The 14,933-nt window shown below is 54.9% G+C and carries 12 protein-coding genes and 1 tRNA gene; 6 read left to right on the forward strand and 7 right to left on the reverse strand.

The window, feature by feature from the left end; translation table 11 throughout:
• The first annotated feature begins 225 nt into the window (after positions 1-225).
• The 5 genes from GXM22_RS00375 to GXM22_RS00395 all read left to right on the forward strand — a co-directional run bounded on the left by GXM22_RS00375 (position 226) and on the right by GXM22_RS00395 (position 5,082).
• A complete protein-coding gene (locus GXM22_RS00375) occupies positions 226-1,854 on the forward strand; it encodes an MFS transporter (RefSeq protein ID WP_005928840.1) in 1,629 nt (542 codons plus the stop codon).
• 135 nt (positions 1,855-1,989) lie between these two features.
• The gene (locus tag GXM22_RS00380) at positions 1,990-2,541 is read left to right on the forward strand and encodes a TM2 domain-containing protein (protein ID WP_005928836.1); all 552 of its coding nucleotides are present in this window, start codon (positions 1,990-1,992) and stop codon (positions 2,539-2,541) included.
• A 364-nt stretch (positions 2,542-2,905) separates the two neighbouring features.
• A complete protein-coding gene (locus GXM22_RS00385) occupies positions 2,906-4,423 on the forward strand; it encodes an MFS transporter (protein WP_005928834.1) in 1,518 nt (505 codons plus the stop codon).
• 115 nt (positions 4,424-4,538) lie between these two features.
• Positions 4,539-4,835 carry a TM2 domain-containing protein gene (locus GXM22_RS00390; RefSeq protein WP_005928832.1) on the forward strand — a complete coding sequence of 99 codons (297 nt, stop codon included), beginning with the start codon at positions 4,539-4,541 and terminating at the stop codon, positions 4,833-4,835.
• Positions 4,836-4,878: 43 nt separating this feature from the next.
• Entirely contained in the window at positions 4,879-5,082 is a 204-nt protein-coding gene (locus GXM22_RS00395; protein WP_005928830.1) for a hypothetical protein, read from the forward strand.
• A gap of 127 nt (positions 5,083-5,209) precedes the next feature.
• Here the strand turns inward: GXM22_RS00395 and GXM22_RS00400 are convergent, their stop codons facing one another.
• Positions 5,210-7,447 carry a glycoside hydrolase family 2 protein gene (locus GXM22_RS00400; RefSeq protein WP_005928825.1) on the reverse strand — a complete coding sequence of 746 codons (2,238 nt, stop codon included), beginning with the start codon at positions 7,445-7,447 and terminating at the stop codon, positions 5,210-5,212.
• Positions 7,448-7,828: 381 nt separating this feature from the next.
• Here GXM22_RS00400 and GXM22_RS00405 point away from each other — a divergent pair.
• A tRNA-Ser gene (locus tag GXM22_RS00405) sits at positions 7,829-7,919 on the forward strand.
• 15 nt (positions 7,920-7,934) lie between these two features.
• Here the strand turns inward: GXM22_RS00405 and GXM22_RS00410 are convergent.
• The 6 genes from GXM22_RS00410 to GXM22_RS00435 all read right to left on the reverse strand — a co-directional run bounded on the left by GXM22_RS00410 (position 7,935) and on the right by GXM22_RS00435 (position 14,921).
• Positions 7,935-8,537, reverse strand: a complete 603-nt coding sequence (locus GXM22_RS00410) for a histidine phosphatase family protein (protein ID WP_005928818.1) — start codon at positions 8,535-8,537, stop codon at positions 7,935-7,937.
• Between the two features lie 185 nt (positions 8,538-8,722).
• Entirely contained in the window at positions 8,723-9,160 is a 438-nt protein-coding gene (locus tag GXM22_RS00415) for a YaiI/YqxD family protein (protein WP_005928815.1), read from the reverse strand.
• The gene (locus tag GXM22_RS00420) at positions 9,157-9,825 is read right to left on the reverse strand and encodes an alpha/beta hydrolase (protein WP_005928812.1); all 669 of its coding nucleotides are present in this window, start codon (positions 9,823-9,825) and stop codon (positions 9,157-9,159) included. The genes GXM22_RS00415 and GXM22_RS00420 overlap by 4 nt, the downstream gene beginning before the upstream one ends.
• Positions 9,826-9,922: 97 nt before the next feature.
• Positions 9,923-10,324 carry a (deoxy)nucleoside triphosphate pyrophosphohydrolase gene (locus GXM22_RS00425; RefSeq protein WP_005928808.1) on the reverse strand — a complete coding sequence of 134 codons (402 nt, stop codon included), beginning with the start codon at positions 10,322-10,324 and terminating at the stop codon, positions 9,923-9,925.
• Between the two features lie 12 nt (positions 10,325-10,336).
• Positions 10,337-13,468 (reverse strand): DEAD/DEAH box helicase, encoded by a 3,132-nt coding sequence (locus GXM22_RS00430; protein WP_005928805.1) that lies wholly within the window; start codon positions 13,466-13,468, stop codon positions 10,337-10,339.
• A 598-nt stretch (positions 13,469-14,066) separates the two neighbouring features.
• Complete coding sequence (locus GXM22_RS00435; protein WP_005928799.1) at positions 14,067-14,921, reverse strand: MBL fold metallo-hydrolase; 855 nt, start codon at positions 14,919-14,921, stop codon at positions 14,067-14,069.
• Positions 14,922-14,933 lie beyond the last annotated feature (12 nt).

Raw genomic sequence — 14,933 nt, forward strand, 5'->3', positions numbered from 1 at the left:
AAATGACGAACGCTGTTTTTTAAAACTGTTGATTTCGCCCAAGGAGAGTAAAATTGTCCTGTTTTCCCACAAAATTTTACTAACAGAAATTTGAGGGATAGTTCATAATGTATACATAAAAATCCCCCGGTTCGCGATGTGGCAGCCGCAGCCCACGGGGGGCCGAATGAAAGGCCGGAGTGAGTGGCAGCACACCGGCCGCAGAATTGAAAGGAGAGCTTCTCTATGGCAAAGGTCAAACAGCCGCTTGAAGAAAACGGCATCCACAGAGCGAAAATGTGGGAGATCATGATGTACGCTCTGAACAACACCTCCACCAACACCTACATGATGGTGGTCGGTTACATCAGCTACTTCCTGATCGGTATCGTCGGTCTGGCATCCGTGCTGGCCGGTTCCATTGTTACCATCATGCGCATCTGGGACGGTGTCACCGACCCGTTCGTTGGTATGATGGTCGATAAGACCAACGGCAAGTTCGGCAAAAACCGTCCGTTCATTGTGATCGGTCAGGTCATCATGTTCGCCACCACCTTCGTGATGTTCAACTTCATCCCCAAGATGGGCACTGGTGTCCGCTTTGTTGCGTTCATCATCATCTACATGATCTACATCCTGGGCTACACCTGCCAGTGCGTTGTCACCAAGTCTGCTCAGACCTGCCTGACCAACGATCCCAAGCAGCGCCCCATCTTCGCAATGTGCGATACCGTGTACAACATCATCCTGATGAACATCGTCATCCCTGTCATCGTTACCGACAGCCTGGTTCCCAAGTTCACCCTGACTGCTGAGAACAACGCTGCAGAGATCGCTTCTCTGGTGGCACAGAACCCCGCTCTGGCAGGCATCGTGGAGAAGTCTGGCGGCAACCTGTCCGCTTTCTACAACCCCGGCCTGTTCACCACCATGCAGCTGATGTTCGGCGGCCTGTCTGCAGTGTTTGCAGTCTGCGCCATCATTGCTCTGTGGCGTAAGGACCGTCCCAAGTACTTCGGCCTGGGCACCACCCAGAAGGTCGGCGTTAAGGATTACGTTGACACCCTGGCTCACAACCGTGCCATCCAGATGCTGGTGGTCTCCGCATCTACCGATAAGCTGTTCATGTCTACCATGAGCAACTCCACCGTTATGATCTGCCTGTTCGGCATCATCTTCGGCAACTATGCCGCATTCTCCAGCTACTCTCAGATCACCTCTATCCCCATCGCTCTGATCTCCATCCTGCTGATGAACAAGATCGCTCGTCAGATGGGCCAGAAGGCATCCATGATGACCGGCACCTATGGCGGTATCATCGGTTCTATCATCATCACCCTGTTCCTGGTCTTTGTGAACCCCAGGGGCGATGCTTCCAAGTTTGCGATCCCCGCATTCCGTATCATCCGTCCCGACACCTGGGGCACCCTGTTCACCGGCTGGAGTGCAGTGGGCCTGATCTTCATCCTGCTGGTCATCGCATGGCGCGGTGTGCAGGCTCTGTCCTCCTCTATCGTTATCACCATGACCGCTGACTGCGCCGACTACGAGGTTTATCGTACCGGCAAGTACGTCCCCGGCCTGATGGGCACCCTGTTCAGCTTTGTGGATAAGCTGGTCTCCTCTCTGGCAACCACTCTGGTGGCCCTGTTCTACTCCATGGTCGGCTTCAAGGACGCTCTGCCCGATACCCTGACTCCGTACTCTGACGGCATCTTCTGGGCAACCATCGGCTGCTTTGTCCTGCTGCCCATCGTTGGCTGGCTGTGCAACGTTGTTGCCATGCACTTCTATCCCCTGACCAAGGAGAAGATGGAAGAGATCCAGGCTGAGATCGGCCGCATCAAGGCTGAGGCTGCTGCAAAGCAGGCTTAATGCCAACCATCTCCCTGCGGAAATTTTGAATGAGGGACAGCGCTGCTGTCCTGCATCGTAACCGGAAATGTCCTGCGGCGGGCCATCCTCTGCCGCAGGACTTTCTGATACCTGAGACCCGGAAGGAATACCACTATGGCAGAAGAAAACAAGCTGAACCAGACCCCTGAGATCACCCCGGCCCCCTCCGCTGAGACCCCGGAAAAGGCTCCCACCACCGGCGAGCTGCTGGGCGATGTGGAGCACTACGACGAGGATAAGGATGATTGGAGCACCGGCTATTACGGCACCGGCAGCCGCCAGCAGGTAACGGACGATGTGTTCCATAAGCTGGAAACCGGCGAAAAGTTCACCCGGGATGATTTTATCAAGGCAGAGCTGGCGCTGCAGGATGCCAAGCTGGAAGCTGGCATCGATCCCGAAAAGGAGAAGAGCCCGGGCCTCATTGGGAAGTATCACGATTGGAAAAAGAACCGCGTAAGGCACAAGGTGAACAAGAAGAAGTACCTTCTTCTCTGCCTGTTTCTGGGTTGGTGCGGCGGCCACCGCTACTATGAAAAGCGGTATGCGCTGGCGGCCTTCTACACCCTGTTCTTCTGGAGCGTGGTGCCCTTCTTCCTCTGCGTGACTGACCTTCTCATTGCACTGCCCATGCAGGCCGATGAGAACGGCGACATCCTGATCTGACATCTTCCTCTATTCATTCATTTACCTCCTAGCGCCAGAAAGGGCCTGCGGCATTTGCCGTGGGCCCTTTCTGGCGTTTGCAGGCCCGTTCTCCGGCGCAGAACATAGTGGCAGCTAACTGGCGTTGTGCTATACTAGTATATCAATTGATTGTGCAATAAGCACAATAGAATTTTTCACATTAGTGAAACTTTTCCCATAATCGTAAAATTGACCTGTTTCACCTTAAAATATTACTAACAGATATATCAAAAAGCGTTCATAATATAGACATAAAGTTCCGGACGGGCTGGTACGCAGTGGCAGCTGTAAGCCCCATGGAGAAAACGGAGAATGTTCCTGTGTGAACAAAGGAGAGAATGAAATGGCAAAAACCAGAAGTCTGCCGGATAAGTTCTATGATAAGGACTATGAGCACAACGGCATCCACCGCGTTCCCCTGTGGCGTATCGCAGGCTACGCTTTGAACAACACCGCAACCAACGTTTATCTGATGATGATGAACTACGCCACCTACTACCTGATGGGCTGGGTCGGCGTTGGCATGATGGTCGCTTCTTCCCTGACCATGATGATGCGTATCTGGGACGGTGTCACTGACCCGTTCGTCGGCTTCATGGTCGATAAGACCAACGGCAAGTTCGGCAAGAACCGCCCGTTCATCGTGATCGGTCAGATCATCCTGTGCGTCACCAGCTGGGTCGCATTCCATGTGACCCACAAGTTGCCTCAGGGCGTGCGCTTCCCCTTCTATGTGGTCGTTCTGATGGTCTACTACCTGGGCTACACCTGCCAGTGTGTCGTTACCAAGTCCGCTCAGTCTTGTGTGACCAACGATCCCAAACAGCGCCCCATGTTCGCTTCTTTCGACGGTGTGTATAACACCTTGGTGTTTGCTATCCTGGGCATCATCATTCCCCGTATCGCCAACAGCTACAACGATGTGGGCGGTTACGCATCTCTGGAGTTCTTTGACACCCTGTGGAAGATGACCGCTGTCATGTCTGCGATCTTCACCATCATCGCTGTGATCTCCATCGCTCCCAAGGATCGTTCCGAGTTCTTCGGCACCGGCAAACCTGTCAAGGTCGGCCTGAAGGATTACTGGGATACCCTGAAGAACAACCGTGCCATTCAGATGCTGGTCCTGTCCGCATCTACCGATAAGCTGGGCTCCTCTGCAAAGTCCAGCGCCGTCATGGTCGCCATGTTCGCCTGCATCGCCGGTTCCAACCTGCTGCAGAGTAACGTTACCGGTCTGGTCACCATCCCCAGCACCATCGTGTGCTTCCTGTTCATCAGCTTCTTTGCTACCCGACTGGGTCAGCGCAAGGCCATGCTGATCGGCTCTGTGGGTGGTCTGGTCATCAACGGCGCTCTGGCAGCCCTGTGGCTGCTGGGCGATCCCACCACCATGACCTCTAACCCCGCTACCGGTGCTCTGAACTGGGGCTACTTCCTGATCCTGTACCTCGTTCTGACCATCATCGCCGCTGGTTTCCAGGGCATTTCCGGCAACATCGTTATCCCCATGACCGCTGACTGCGCCGACTACGAAGTCTACCGTACCGGCAAGTACGTCCCCGGCCTGATGGGCACCCTGTTCAGCTTCGTGGATAAGCTGGTCTCCTCTTTCGCACCCATGGTCGCCGGTGTCATGTTCAGCATGTGCGGCTACACCGACCACAACCCCGTTATGGGTGACCCTGTTACCCCGGGCCTGCGCGGCGGCGTTGTCTTCTGCGCATACGGCATGATCATGATCGGCCTGGTCTGCAACCTGATCGCTATGAAGTTCTATCCCCTGACCAAGGAGAAGATGGAAGAGATCCAGGATGAGGTCGCTCAGATCAAGATGAAGACCATGGCTGAGAACGCCTAATTGGTACTTGCAATTTTCTGCGGAAACCTGTAAAATCAAATAGAAAAACCGCTCGCCCTTGCGGCGGGCGGTTTTCTGCTTTTGGAACAAAATTCAGACAAGAGGTACATCGTAAATGGAAGAAAAGACACAGTGGGTAAAGGACCCGGACCATGGGTTCATCTGGAACACCATCGACCACCTGTTATACTGGAGAGAACACCGTGAAAAGCACTGTGTCAGCCGCAAGAAGTATATGCGCCTGTGCATTCTGGGTGCGTTTGGTGCGCACCAGTTCTATGCCAAGCGCCCGGTGCTGGGCCTGCTGTATCTGGCAACCTTCTGGAGTGGTTTCTCTGCCGCTATGACCATCGTGGACTTCATCATTGCCGTGCCCATGAAACCGGACGAGAACGGCAACATCTGGCTGTAAAAAGCCCTCTGGCGGCCTGCTGGGCCGGAAAGGAAAATACCCCATGGATAATGTCATGCAGTTTCTGTTCAACACCAACCACGAGCAGCCCAGCATCCTGGTCTGGGTCCTGCTGATCGTGATCGCGGTCGTGATTCCCAATTACGTCAGATATCGGATGGAGCAGAAGCGCTCCAATGATTCTGTTCCCACCCAGAACCCTGCCCGTTCTGCCCCGCGCAAGAAGAAGCGCAGCAAAAAGCGCTGAGCCACAGGCTGAGATCGTATGGCAGAGATGCTTTGCCATTTGCCGCATACAAAAACCGCCCCGGCGGCTGCTTTGTGCAGTGCCGGGGCGGTTCGTTTATTTTTTGGTGTTCAGATGCAGGAAGTGCTTACTTCTTGATCTTGATCAGCTGGGCGTTCAGGCTCTCGATAAAGCCGTCGGGCATGTTGATCATCTTAGCCATAGCCTCAGGGGTCATGCGCTTCATCATATCCCACATGCCAACGCCGGGCTTGATGTCAAAGTTGGTGGCCAGCTTGACAGCCCTGGTGGCGAGAGCCAGAGCCTCTTCGTTCTTGGAGAGCTCCTCCATGCTGTCCTTGATGCTGTAATAGCCCTCGGGGAACTCCATCGGAGCCTTCAGATCCAGGCTGCCGACCTGCTTGAACCAGTTGGCAACGCCCTCCTGACGCTCGTTGAACTCAGGCAGAGTGTAGCAATCAGGCTCCTTCTCGACCTTTTCCAGCGTGATGGAATCCTTCACGTCACCGGCAACGGCCAGGATGGTGTTGAAGCCCTCTTCCAGAGCAACATTGAACTTGAACACGCGGTGCGCGGTCTGCTGGCCGACTTCCTTACCGTTGACGTACAGCACAACGGTGTCCTGGTTGGAGTAGACCTTGATCTCGGTGGTCTCGCCTGCGCGCTGTGCATGGCGGCGGCCGGCGATGTGGACCATGGGCAGCTTGGACCAGTATGCCTGGTAGACAAAGTAGCTGTCCTTCTTGGTCTTGCGGTCAATGGTCATCAGGCCCTTGTTGTTGCGGCCTGCAACGCCGCCCTCGTGGCGGGCAGCGCAGCCAAAGTCGAACATGTTCCAGCAGTGGGTAGCCCACACCCAGGGACGATCCTCGAACACCTGAGCCAGATGCTCGTGGTACAGTGCCTGATACTCCTCGGTGTAGTCCTTGCACTGGGGATCGTTGCTGTGCCAGTTGATGATGCCCTCGGTGCCGTACTCGGAGATGCCGATGCAGATGTCGGGGTGCTCGGCGTGGAACTTGTCCAGCCAGGGGCCGTTCTGCTCCATCTTGCCGCCGTACCAGCCGAAGTAGTGGTTGTAGCTCTCTACATCGGTAATGTGATGCATGGGGCCGTCAACAGGGGTGTTGGAGACGTGGGCAATGGTGGTGAGACGGGTGGGATCCAGCTCACGCACCAGCTTCTGCAGGTCGTGGTGGTTGTCCACCAGCTCCTGGCAGATGCCGCCGATCAGGATCTCGTTGGACAGGCCCCAGAACATGATGGAGGGGTGGTTGTAGTTCTGGATGATCAGTTCGGTCATCTGGTGACGGCAGTTCTGGTGAGCGGAGGGGTCCTTCTTAAAGACGCTGATGAAGGGAATCTCAGCCCAGACGGCGAAGCCCAGCTCGTCACATGCGTCGTAGAAGTCCTGGCTGTGCTGATAGTGGGCCAGACGGATGGTGTTGGCACCCAGCTCCTTGATGAGCATGGCATCCTCGTAGTGATCCTCAGCGGTCAGGGCGTTGCCCTTGTACAGACGATCCTGATGGCGAGCCACGCCGCGCAGCGGGGTGGGCACGCCGTTGATGGAGAAGCCGTCGTTCGGGGTCACAGTATAGCTGCGGACACCCACGTTGGCGTAGATCTCATCAAAGGTCTCGTTGTTCTTCTGCAGGCGGGCGGTCACGGTGTACAGGTTGGGCTCGTCCATGCTCCACAGCTGGGCATCGGGAACGTACAGGGTGACCTTGGTGCTGTCGCAGGGGCGCACGCCGGAAGCAACTTCGTTGCCGTAGCAGTCCTCGATGCTGTACATCACAGTGTAGGCCTCTTCGCCGTTGGTGACCCAGCTCTCGATCTCAAAGGTGGCACCGCCGTCCTCGGTGGGCTTGGGGGTGACCTTGATGCCGGGGCCGCCGAAGTAGTCCAGGTCAAAGTGGGTGCCGGGCACGCTGATCAGGTTCACGCCGCGGTACAGGCCGCCGTAGAAGGTGAAGTCGGCGGAAGCGGGGTACATGGAGGGGGTGTCCTCGTTGGAGACCTCGATGGTCAGCTCGTTGTCGCCCTCGTGGCACAGGTCGGTGACATCGGCACGGAAGATGGAGAAGCCGCCCTCATGGGTGGTTGCCACCTGGCCGTTGACCTTCACGGTTGCGGCCAGAGCAGCTGCCAGCACCTCAACGTAGGTGCGGCCGCCAGCCAGAGGCTGCTTGGGCTGGGTAAAGGTGCGGGTATAGACACCGGTGGTGCGCAGATAGCTGCCGTTGCCGTCCATGCCGTCCACAGCGTTCCAGGTGTGGGGCAGGGTGACCTGCTCGGTGGGACGCTCGCCCTTGGGGAAGGACAGGGTCCAGTTTTCGTTCAAGGAAATGATCTCTCTCATCGATACTGCTCCTTCTGGTTTTCTTCTTTGTTTCGGCGGCCTGCATGGCAGAAGAAATGCCGGAAACAGGCCGGTTGTTGATTTTAGTATAGCACATCAGAGGGGGGCAGAGTTTGTACAATCTTTTGGCAAAATAGTAATATTTTGTGAAAATCCAGACGATGATTCCACGATTTTACAATCTGGCCCTTGGAAACGACAGCACAGCATGAAAAAGGTGCCCCGAAGCAGAGAGGAAAAGGAGGTTGTACTTCTCCGCAGAGGGCGGCAGCGGCTTCCGCTCATCCCTGACCAGAAGCTTTCTTTGGCGCTGTGGGTCCCTCCGGCAGAAAGTGTTGACGGAACGGCGGCTTTTTGCTATAATTATATAGCTATGAATATGGAGATGTATCGAAGTGGTCGTAACGAGAACGACTCGAAATCGTTTTGTCCTTAATCGGGCACGTGGGTTCGAATCCCACCATCTCCGCCAATAAAAGGCACCGGCTCAGGCTGGTGCCTTTTTTGCGGCAAAGATGGTGTGGATGAGAACAGGGCGGCGATTTTCGATGTGCAGCACAAATCCATCAGCTTCCCAAAAGTGCCCATCCAACAGAACTTCGCCCTGAAATGTAATCCGGCGGAGCTTCTGTGCGGCGTCGGTCACCTCAACGGTGCAAAAGCGCTGCAAGTAGCTGCAAATAGCGGCGGCGTGGGAGACGACAAGGGCGTTCTGCTCCTCCGGGAGCGAATCCAGCAGTTCGTGGATGCAGTCTGCCATCCGGGCGCTGACCTCACGGAAGGACTCGCCGTCCGGATTTTTGAAGTCCGGGTCTTCGTATTGGCGTTTCCAGAACGAAGCGTCCTGCCCGGTCGTGTCGCCGGTGCGGCGCTCGGCAAGGCGGGTGTCCTGCCGGACGGGAAGCCCCAGCAGCTGTGCGGTCTGGAGCGCACGCAGCGAAGGGGACGACCAGACGAGCGAGACCGTGCGGAAAGCGTCATTTTGAAAGACTGCGGCGGCCCGCTGAAGACCTTCGGCAGAAAGGCCGGGGTCGGGGCTGGAACCGCCGCGCTCCGGGATGGAATGGCGCAGGAGAAGAAGGGTTGTCATGAAAGCCTCCGATTAAAAAAGTGACTTCAGTATAGCAGATTCGGGAAAGCAGATGCAAGAAAACGAGCCGAAAGAACGACGGGGCCGATTCACTCCCCCTCAAAACGCAACCAAATTGCAAAAAATGTTGCAATTTTCTCATGAAAAAAGAAGACTGGATTTCTCCAGACTTCCAATAGTATGTATCAATGGTTGCAGTTCAAGATCTTCTCAAGCGTATCCGCAAACCTGACATCCTGCTCTTTCGTCCGCTTTGGGCTCCCCTTGGGGTGCTTTCCGGCACGGAGGAGCTTTTTGTTTTCATAACGCCGCAGCATGAGAGCGTCTATGTTGTCGGCGGTGTATTCCAAACCGTTCTGATTCAGCACCCGGGCGCATTTGGCAAGGCACATGCTGGCCAGCCCGTAGTCCTGTGTTACCACCACGTCCCCCGGCTTTACCCGGTTGATGAGAGCAAAATCCACGCTGTCCGCTCCCTTATCGAACACCAGCGTCTGTGCACCTTCCCGTTCGATTTGGTGAGCGGTGTCGCACAGGATGATGACCGGAACGTCAAACTGTTTTGCAATCTGCAACGTCAGATTGACAACCGGGCAGCCATCTGCATCAATCAAAATGGTCATGTGTGTTCCTCCATCACCCACTGAAAAGCCTTTGCCGTACGCAAATCAGCGTCCTTAAAGTGCCCGCCGCTGTTCCATTCAAGGGTGCAGTCTGCGCCACGCTCTGTAAGCCGACTGTGCAGCGTGCGGATATGATCCCCTACCGCAGCCATGATGGTGTTTTTCGTGCGCTCTTCCTTGTCGCCAAGGCTCAGATAAATGTGCTGCGCCTGTATCGGGTGCTGCTGTTCAAACTCCATCCAGCCCGGAAACCACACAGAGGGAGAAGCGGCGGCGACACCGTAGAACAAATCGGTCTGGGTGGATGCCCACAAAGCGAACAGCCCGGCCAGCGAGTAGCCGCCCAGAATGATTTTGACGTTTTCCGGGAGAGGAAACTGCTGCTCCAGTGTGGGAATGACCTGCTCCGTCAGAAAGCGCAGGGTGTCCCCAGCTTTGCCGCCGAAGCCTTGCTTTCCCCACACGGCAGGGGCTTTCCACGGAGAGAGCGCATCGTTCCAGCTTTCCACCGGGATAGCCGCAAACAGAAAATTCCGGCTGCTTTGAGCAATGGCCGCCACTTCATAATCCATACTTTGCAGCTCATGCTCACCTGTCATTTGGAGCAGCAAGTATTCTGCATTAGCCCCGCCGTAAATGCGGCAAGGTCTGTTCCCGATTTGCATTGTCTGTGCTGTCACTGTAGCAGCCTCCCGAAAAAAATTTGATAAGCCCAGTATAGCAACTAAAAAATCGTTTTGCAATTCATAAGGCTTGCCAAAGTTATATCATAGAGTTTTTGATAGTCTCCAAAATGGTCTGATCCGCCGGAAGCCACGGAACAGAATCAAGCTCCTCTTTAGTCAGCCAGCGTGCAGCCTCGGCTTCTTTCAGCACCAGTTCGCCGGAAACTACTTCGCACCAGAAACAGTCCATGGAAAGATGGAAGGTGGGATAATCGTATTCAATGGTGTCGATAAGGTCGCCTACCGCGATCTCGGTATCCAGTTCTTCCCGGATCTCTCGTTTCAGCGCCTGCTGCGGGGTTTCACCCGGCTCGATTTTGCCGCCCGGAAATTCCCATCCGCCCTTATACTCACCGTAGCCGCGGGCGGTGGCATAAATTTTATGTTTCGTCTGAATATCGTCGCAGATCACAGCTGCAACAACGCGAACAACCTTCATGATATTCTCCTTTTAACCGACCACCAGCTTGTTGGTCTTTTTGAGGAACTTTGCAGGGATCGGGCGGTCCAGCTTCCATGTGATGTTCATGGGGCGGGAGCCCTCGTGCTTCACATAGTTCACCGTGCCCAGATAGGTATACGCTCCTGCCCCGCCAAAACGGGCATCTGCCTTGAACTCACGCACGAATAACAGCACGCGGCTTCCTTTTTCCCGGTGATGGATGTAGCGCTGCCCGGTGGCAGAGTTTTCGGCGGTGGTGCTCTGGCTCTGCCAGTGGAACAGGCTTTCGTTGATGGAATAATCCTTGTCTGCCTTGTTCAGGGTCACAAAGAATACGTCCAGCTGCTTTTCCGGCAGCCATTTCACGCCCTCGCGGACGGTAGCAGGCTTCAAAAAATCCAGCGCCACCAGCAGTTGGTCGCGGGTATAGGTGCAGTGCAGGTCCAGCGGGCAGTCAAAGCCCACATCCACCGGTTCGTCAATAAAATCAATGCGGTCATATTGATACTGCAAAAGTGCCTGCAGTTCCCCCAGCAAAACGGGACTGTCCGAGAGAGCATACAGGTTATCGAGAACTTCTTTATCCTCCCAGCTTTCTGCGGTCTTACCACAAAGGGTCACATAGAACATCTGCAGCATCCGCTGCTCTACCGGTGGCAGGGCTGCAAAGTCGGTGTTATCCAATTTCGGCAGAAGCCCCAGCAAAAAACGGATCCACCTGCGGGAATCCACGACTGCAAAGCGTGCAAGGGCTTTGGTCATGGTCTCTTCCAAAGGCTCTGCAAAATCGGATGCCGCTCCTGCGCGGACGCACAGCCTACTGAAGCAGACCTTTTTACTATAGATGGCCCGGGGGTCGAGATGGTAGTAGTCGAGGAAGTTCCCAAGTGTCAGGGGCAGACCAGTATCCTCTGTGAAGGCAGCCGCCCGCGCCACAAGCCCGGAGGTGCGGTCATAGGAGGCGCTGATATTATCCAGCACATACTTTGCGGCAATTTTTTCCAGCTGAATATAGCAGCCTTTGGGTGCAGAGACAAAGCCCTCTTTAAGCTCCCGGCTGACGCTGCGGGTGGTGTTGGAGAGCAGTGCTGCGAATTTCTCCTCAAAATTATACTTTTTGTTGGCCTGCCCGATGAAATCCAAAACGGTCAGGCAATCCTTGTTTTCTGCCAGACGCAGACCACGCCCCAGTTGCTGCAAAAACACGGTCAGCGACTCGGTAGGGCGCAGGAACAGCACAGTGTTCACCTCGGGGATATCCACACCCTCGTTGTAAATGTCCACCACAAAGAGGAATCGGAGCTCCCCGGAAACCAGCCGCTGTTTGGCGGCGTTGCGCTCCTCGTCAGGAGAATCGCCGGTCAGTGCCATAGACGGGATGCCGTGGGTATTAAAGTAGCGCGCCATAAATTGGGCATGAGCAATGGAAACGCAGAAGCCCAAACCCTTCACATCGTCGATATCGGTGACATATTTCAGGATGGAGTTCACCACAAGGTCAGCGCGGCGCTCCGCCACCATGCCGCTGAGGGTGTACAGGTTGGACAGCTCGTTTTTATCGTAGCCGCCGGTACGCCATTTCAGGCTGCTCAGATCTGCGGTGTCGGTGACGCCGAAATATTGGAAGGGACAAAGTAGTTTCCGGTCAATGGCCTCCGGCAGACGGATCTCGGCGGCAATGCGTCCGCCGAAATAGTCCAGAACGCTTTTGCCGTCCATGCGTTCCGGGGTGGCGGTCAGTCCAAGCAGGATCTTCGGCTGGTAATATTCCAACGGCTTCTGATAAGTGGGTGCAGCTGCATGATGGAACTCGTCTACAACGATGTAATCGTAAAAATCTGCTGCCGTTTTGGCGGCAAGCTCCTGAGAATTGAAGGTCTGGATGGAAACAAACAGATGATCAATGCTGTCGGCTCTGTGACTGCCCACATACAGTTCACCGAAATTGGCATCTTTCAGTACCGCCCGGAAGGTGTACAGGCTCTGCTTCAGGATCTCCTCCCGGTGTGCCACAAACAGTAGCCGGCAGGGCTGCCCCGGATGCTGCCTGCAGAAGCGCTTGTAATCCAGTGCGGAGATCACGGTTTTACCGGTGCCGGTAGCGGCCACCACCAAGTTGCGGTTGTACCCCCGAACGGTGCGCTCGGCATCCAGTCGGTCCAGAATTTCCTGCTGGTAGGAATAGGGCAGAATATCCAGGGTGTAGATCCCGCTGTGGTCGGTCTCGCTGTATTTTTCGGCTTTCAGGGCGCGGGTCAGCCGCTCCCGCTGCCCTTCATCGTAATATTCAAACTCGCTGGAGTTCCAGTAGCTTTCAAAGGTGGCTGCGATCTTTTCGATGGTCTCCGGCAGGTCCTTTCGGGTCACCTTGACGTTCCATTCCAGACCACTGGAAATTGCTGCGTTGGACAGGTTGGAGGAGCCTACATACGCCGTAGTAAAACCGGTGTACCGGTAAAATACATAGGTCTTTGCGTGGAGCCGGGTACGCTTGGTGTCATAGCTGACCTTGATCTTCGTATTGGGCAGCGCGCGCAGCTCTTCAATGGCTTTTACGTCCGTAGCGCCCATATAAGAGGTGGTGATGATGCGCAACTCACCGCCGTTTTGCGCAAACTGCCGCAGCTCGTCCATGATGAGGCGCAAGCCGCTCCACTTGATAAAGGAGACCAGCATATCAATGCGGTCGGCGGAAACGATCTCCTTTTTCAGCTCCGTGTACATCTGCGGTTCATGGATAGCACCGGTAAACAGGGAGCTTTGTGCAATGGAAGTCTCCGGGCGGTCAAGGTCTTTTGCGCTTTTTCCTGTAGCAAGGCGCGGGTCATTCTGCTGCAAAAGAGCAAGAAGCTGCTCTGCCCGCTGGTCAACACCGAGCGCGGCAAAGTCAGCTTCCTGTGTGGTGTTCTGGATGGTAGTCACGATCTGGTTTGCCAGCTGGATCTGCGCCTCGATGCCGCCGCCATTGTCCTGCACGTTCTCAAGACCCTTTTGTACCACGTCGGTCAGATACTGCGCCAGTACCTTGGCAGCCTCCGCTGTGTCGATGGGCGCAGTGGACTTGCGGGCTTCCGGGATCTCTGCAAGCTCGCGGTTCAGTGCGTTATTGATGACCTGTTCGTACAGACCGGGGTAGAGCATAGGTGCACTTCCTTACCGTTTTCTTTTATTATAGCGCTAGCTGAGCGGACATTCAATGACAGGGATCTTCCATCAGGCAGACGTTGGTGCGTTTAACGATTTCCCACGCATTGCAATCGGGCAGGTCCATCAATTTCAGATAGGCCATTTTATCACCCCATGGCGGCTTTCAGATAGTGCAGACGGTATTTCAGGTATTGGCGGATCGCAGACGCTCGTTTTTCACGCAACAGTGCGAGGGTTTTGCTGGTGGTCCAGTCTGCCCATCTCCGCCTGCATACAAGCCGGTCTGGATGGCGGTAGCGATACTTCCTGATCGAGCAGGATGACACCTATGGTCGTGACCCCTATGAAAGCCTGAAGATCAGCCATGACAATCTGGTCCGCATGGGCTACGCCGACTGGTTTTGACTGACAGCGAGCCTCCTCGTTTGTTTCAGATTACGGCTGGAGCCGCCTGCGGACTGGACAAATGCTACAGGTGGCAAAATCTCGATTACAACAAAAATGAGATAGACACCCTTTCGGGGGAGTCTATCTCATTTTTCGTTTGGACTATTTTGCAACAGCCCCATATCATGTTCGTGCAATCGTAAATTTAAGCGTCACATTGGTACCACAATTCTGCCATACCCAAGCGTGCAACATCGCCCTTGCGGAACCCGGTCTCCTCGTACTTTCCGGTAATGCTGCCATCCAGAAGCCCCGCAGACAGATCCCGGTAATCCCGAACGATCTGCTTATCCAAAGTCACTGCATCATGTCCCACGGCCAGCCGTTCAAAAGAACTTTCCTGATTCCAGAGCTTTGTCATCGTGTGATTGCAGATATCCACCAGCCGCATATCGTTTTCAGGCTGCCGCTCCAGAATGATTGAGATATTCGCACAATCTCCGCTGAAAAGGATATGATTTTCTGCATCCAGGAAGCAGGTACTGCCGGGGGTGTGGCCAGGCGTGAGAATCGCTTTGATGGTTCGACCGCCCAGATCGATCACATCTCCGTCATTAACAGGATGCCAAGGATAGCTGCCCTCAGTGGGATGATTGGGCACCAATTTCAGCAGTTCTTCCTGATCCAGATCCGGGCAGCGAATAGGCCCACGAGACTGAATATAGAAACTGCGCATCTTGTTGTAATCTGTGGTGCCCATGAATTTTTCCATATTCTTGTGATCTTCTTCGGCACGCTCCCCATCCAGCGGATTCACATAGACTGGAACGCCGGGAAACTCAAAGACACCGCCGTCATGGTCAAAGTGTGTATGCGTCAGCAGAATGATCAGAGGCTTATCCGTCAGTGCACGCACTTCCCCAGCGAGGTCGCCGATACCGCAGCCGGTATCCACCAGCGCGGCTTTCTCTTCACCCTCGATGAGGAAAGCGTTCACCAGACGAAATTCACTCAGGCACCATGTATGGGGCGCGATTTCGGTGATCTCATGTCGATACATAGACAAAACAGA

It is taken from the genome of Faecalibacterium duncaniae (genome assembly GCF_010509575.1).
GTDB lineage: Bacteria > Bacillota > Clostridia > Oscillospirales > Ruminococcaceae > Faecalibacterium > Faecalibacterium duncaniae.

Bases quoted from the DNA above. Each gene is read 5' to 3' on its own strand.
- GXM22_RS00385 (WP_005928834.1), top strand. From the start codon at position 2,906: ATGGCAAAAACCAGAAGTCTGCCGGATAAGTTCTATGATAAGGACTAT.
- GXM22_RS00420 (WP_005928812.1), bottom strand. From the start codon at position 9,825: ATGCAAATCGGGAACAGACCTTGCCGCATTTACGGCGGGGCTAATGCA.
- GXM22_RS00375 (WP_005928840.1), top strand. From the start codon at position 226: ATGGCAAAGGTCAAACAGCCGCTTGAAGAAAACGGCATCCACAGAGCG.
- GXM22_RS00400 (WP_005928825.1), bottom strand. From the start codon at position 7,447: ATGAGAGAGATCATTTCCTTGAACGAAAACTGGACCCTGTCCTTCCCC.
- GXM22_RS00425 (WP_005928808.1), bottom strand. From the start codon at position 10,324: ATGAAGGTTGTTCGCGTTGTTGCAGCTGTGATCTGCGACGATATTCAG.
- GXM22_RS00435 (WP_005928799.1), bottom strand. From the start codon at position 14,921: ATGTATCGACATGAGATCACCGAAATCGCGCCCCATACATGGTGCCTG.
- GXM22_RS00415 (WP_005928815.1), bottom strand. From the start codon at position 9,160: ATGACCATTTTGATTGATGCAGATGGCTGCCCGGTTGTCAATCTGACG.
- GXM22_RS00430 (WP_005928805.1), bottom strand. From the start codon at position 13,468: ATGCTCTACCCCGGTCTGTACGAACAGGTCATCAATAACGCACTGAAC.
- GXM22_RS00395 (WP_005928830.1), top strand. From the start codon at position 4,879: ATGGATAATGTCATGCAGTTTCTGTTCAACACCAACCACGAGCAGCCC.
- GXM22_RS00380 (WP_005928836.1), top strand. From the start codon at position 1,990: ATGGCAGAAGAAAACAAGCTGAACCAGACCCCTGAGATCACCCCGGCC.
- GXM22_RS00410 (WP_005928818.1), bottom strand. From the start codon at position 8,537: ATGACAACCCTTCTTCTCCTGCGCCATTCCATCCCGGAGCGCGGCGGT.
- GXM22_RS00390 (WP_005928832.1), top strand. From the start codon at position 4,539: ATGGAAGAAAAGACACAGTGGGTAAAGGACCCGGACCATGGGTTCATC.